4 protein-coding genes are annotated in these 4,180 nt (G+C 45.1%); all 4 read left to right on the forward strand.

All coding sequences use genetic code 11. From position 1 onward, the window contains the following. On the forward strand, positions 1 to 291 hold a 291-nt coding region (locus tag IM322_RS01460; RefSeq protein ID WP_287713078.1), incomplete at its 5' end, for a zinc ribbon domain-containing protein. A gap of 39 nt (positions 292 to 330) precedes the next feature. Beyond that, complete coding sequence (locus IM322_RS01465; RefSeq protein ID WP_287076051.1) at positions 331 to 1,302, forward strand: LysR family transcriptional regulator; 972 nt, start codon at positions 331 to 333, stop codon at positions 1,300 to 1,302. A 43-nt stretch (positions 1,303 to 1,345) separates the two neighbouring features. Continuing rightward, positions 1,346 to 2,407, forward strand: coding sequence for an anthranilate phosphoribosyltransferase family protein (locus tag IM322_RS01470; protein WP_287673164.1), 1,062 nt, complete (start codon positions 1,346 to 1,348; stop codon positions 2,405 to 2,407). Between the two features lie 160 nt (positions 2,408 to 2,567). Beyond that, complete coding sequence (gene sigC / locus IM322_RS01475; protein WP_287673167.1) at positions 2,568 to 3,812, forward strand: RNA polymerase sigma factor SigC; 1,245 nt, start codon at positions 2,568 to 2,570, stop codon at positions 3,810 to 3,812. Positions 3,813 to 4,180: the final 368 nt, after the last annotated feature.

The raw sequence follows: 4,180 nt of genomic DNA on the forward strand, positions 1-4,180 counted from the left end.
AAATACTGCAAGTTAACTATAGCTGTCTCACCTCATAATACGTCTCAAAATTGTGCTAATTGTGGGCAAAAAGTCCAAAAGTCGCTATCTACTCGAACCCATGTTTGTCCTCATTGTGGATACACAGATTGTCGAGATAGAAACGCCGCTTTAAACATCTTGCAAAAGGGATTAAGTAGCGTGGGGCGCACGCAAACTTTACACGCTTCGGGAGAGGTTCCCTCTTGGTTGGTTGGAGAAATCCTGCTTGCTAACGGAGACTCAATGAACGAAGAATCCCCGTCTCTTTAGAGCGGGGAGCGTCAAGGAATGTAATTAAAACGAGAAAGAATGCGGATCGAGCAATTGCAAGCCTTTTTAGCCGTAGCCGATACGGGCAATTTCGGTCAAGCGGCACGCCAGTGTGGAGTCACCCAATCGACTATCAGCCGCCAGATTCAATCCCTAGAAACCGATTTGGGCTTACCTCTTTTCCATCGTACCGCCCAAGCGAAGTTAACCATTGCCGGGGAGAAATTACTGCCCCGGGCGAAACGGATTTGTCAAGAATGGACGAATGTTCACGAGGAAATCACCGACCTACAGGCAGGAAAACAGCCAGAATTGTGCGTGGCTGCCATTCATTCCGTGTGCGCCCACTATTTACCGCCGATTTTGCCGAAATTTTGTGCTGAATACCCAGAAGTTCAGTTAAGAGTTACAGCCCTAGGCAGCGATCGCGCATTAAAAGTGCTGCGGGATGGTTTAGTAGATGTGGCGTTGGTAATGAATAATCGTTTTCTCACCTCTAGTCCGGAGATGGTGGTAGAAATGTTATACCAAGAAGCGATCGAAATTCTCATGGCCGCTAATCATCCCCTCGCCCAATACAAAGAAGTACCATGGTCAGAATTAATCCCCTATCCGCAAGTGGTTTTCAAAGACGGCTACGGAATGCAAAGATTAGTACAAGAATGGTTTTCCCGTCAGGATGCCCACCTGAAAACTGTCATGGAATTAAACACCCTCGATGCTTTTCGCGGTGTGGTGCGTCAGGGTAATATTATCGCTCTTCTGCCCCAATCTGCCCTGATGGAAGCCCGTAGCGATGCCACCCTCGCCATTCGTCCTCTTGCTTCCCCTAGTAGCGAAAATCCCCATCTTAACAATGGTAAATTTAGTCATCGTCTCACCCGTCAGGTAGTCCTTGTCACCACGAGCGATCGCCTACAGATACCACCGATCGCTCATTTTTGTCAATTAGTGCGGCAAATGAATCAAAGTGTGGTTAAAAGCTTAGAAAACCACCCCGTCCAGCCTTAGAAATCCCCATCAATCCCATTTACTCTTTATTTTCTTCCTTGAGATGAGTGATACTTTTCGAGAATTATTAAAAGTGATCGGTAGTGGCACCCATACGGGCAGAAATTTAACCCGTCCCGAAGCGGCAATGGCCACCAAGATGATGTTAACCCAAGAGGCAACCCCGGCCCAAATCGGTGCTTTTATGATTGCCCATCGCATTAAACGCCCCACCAGCGATGAGTTAGCGGGAATGCTTGATGCCTACGCCGAGCTTGGCCCGCAAATACCCCTAGAATCAGCCTCTTTTCAGCATCCGATCGCTATTTTTGGCAATCCCTACGATGGACGCTCTCGCACTGCCCCAGTTACTCCGATCACTACTTTAATCTTAGCGGCGGCGGGGGTTCCCGTAGTCCTGCACGGGGGCGATCAAATGCCGACTAAATACGGCATTTCCCTGAGGGAAATCTGGCAGCAATTAGGAGCAGATTTTAGTCAATTATCCTTAGCAGCAGTGAAAGACTGTTTAATCACCACAGGATTGACTTTTTTCTATATTCCGCGCCATTTTCCCCTAGTAGAGAATTTTGTTACCTATCGGGAGCAAATCGGTAAACGTCCGCCCATGGCCACGGTAGAGTTAATGTGGTCGCCTTTTGTGGGTAATATTCATCAGATATCGGGTTTTGTTCATCCCCCCACCGAAGATCGTTTTCGCGAAACTTTCGCCCTGAGAAATATCTCTCACTTCACCACCGTGAAAGGATTAGAGGGGAGTTGTGATTTAGCCTGTAATCGGACGGCGATTATTGGTCTGGGAAATCCCACCGATCCCCCTTCCTTTCAGCGATTTTTCCTAAATCCTCGCGATTATGGCTTCTGTCCCTCGGATTATCCCCTCGAATCTTTAGAGATGCTCACCGCTAAATTAAAGGGTTTATTAGCTGGAGAAAACAATGAATTAACCGATGCGGCAATTTTTAACGGTGGTTTTTATCTTTGGCGCTGTGGAATTGCCCCGGATATCCCCACGGGTTTCCGGCAAGCACAAAAATCTTTACAGTCGGGAAAAGCCCTGGCTAAACTAGAAGAGATCAGTAATTATCTGGAAAATCAGGAATAGATAGGAATAGGACTGTAGGGAAAATCACTCCATCATAAATACTTTTGAGAAAAAAATTTTCCCGACTGCATCATTTCCTCGCTCAAGTGGGAAAGCTATGACTACGGAAAACGATTTAAAAGTTTCTAATTCCTATCACAGTCGCCGTAGAGAAGCCATCATGTCTGCAATTAACCCCTCGACGCTCGAAACTGAATTTATCTCTCCCTCTTTTTCTATCTTAAAACTGAAGGAAAACTCGATCGACCTGGATGAAGATTTTCTCGGCAGTGATTTGGAAGATGATTTAGTATCTAGTCCCGAAAAAAGCTACAGCAACGGCACAACTACCGATTTAGTACGTTTATACCTACAAGACATTGGCAGAGTGCCTCTGCTCAAACGGGACGAGGAAGTTGAACAAGCGCAACAGGTACAGCGTCATCTGTCTTTACTGAAATTATGCGCCGCCGCCGTTAAACAAGGTGATGCACAAGTACAGCAATTTGTCAAGTTAATTGAGGTGCGCGATCAGCTAACCGCTCAATTAGCCCATCGTCCCTCCCTAGAACGCTGGGCAAAAACCGCCCAAATCAGGGTGTCTGAGTTAAAAAATGCTTTAAAAGCAGGAAACCAGCGTTGGGCGCACCTAGCGGGCTTAGAAGTGGGGGAATTAGAAGAAATTATTGCCCTTGGTACCTGTGCCAAAGAACAGATGATCAAGGCCAATTTACGTCTGGTGGTGTCGGTGGCCAAAAAATATCAGAATCGCGGTTTAGAATTATTGGATTTGATTCAAGAGGGAACCCTGGGTTTAGAACGCGCCGTCAAGAAATTTGATCCCACCAAAGGCTATCGTTTTAGTACCTATGCCTACTGGTGGATCCGTCAAGGAATTACAAGAGCGGTCGCAACTCAAAGCCAGATTATTCGCTTACCGGTTCATATTACCGAAAAACTCAACAGAATTAAGAAGGCACAACGGAAAATCTCGCAAATGCGCGGTCGCACTGCGACCGTAGAGGAAATTGCCCAAGAGTTAGCTCTGACTCCTGAAGCTGTGCGGGAATTGTTGATGACAGTGCCGCGTTCGGTTTCCTTAGAAATAAAAGTGGGTAAGGAAAAAGATACGGAATTATTAGACCTTTTGGAAACCGAAGCAGTGTCTTCAGAAAATCATTTTGTCTATGAATCTTTGCAAAGAGATATCAGAGAACTATTGGCAGATTTAACCACTCGCGAACGACAAGTAATTGAATTGCGCTATGGTTTTCTCGATGGTAAATCCCATTCTTTAGCCGATATCGGTCGCACTTTGGAATTATCCCGGGAAAGGGTACGACAAATTGAGTTGAAAGCTTTGCAAAAACTGCGTCAATCCCAGCTATATAATCAAATTCGCGATTATTTTGAAGCGTTGAGTTAGTTAGGCTATGTGGAAAAAGTTTTTCCTGGGGGCAGGGTGTGGGGAGTATTTTCAGTGAACAGTAAACAGTAATACTAAATCCTGTTATTAAAAACTGATTATTTATTCCTCCTTTTGCCTTTTGTCTCTTGCCTATCCTGATATGTAGCCTATACTCAACGGATTTAGTATTGTAAAGTTTCAATGCAAATATGGTCAGATATAGTCAAGCATGGTAATATATAAATATGAAACTATCAGACTATGCAAAAAAAACAGGAATAAGTTATCGAACGGCTTGGAGGTGGTGGAAACAAGGGAATTTAACAGGCTATCAATTGCCTTCTGGTACAATTATCATAACGGATGACAACCATTCAAAACCCGAC

It is taken from the genome of Microcystis sp. M109S1 (genome assembly GCF_020247025.1).
Taxonomy (GTDB): domain Bacteria; phylum Cyanobacteriota; class Cyanobacteriia; order Cyanobacteriales; family Microcystaceae; genus Microcystis.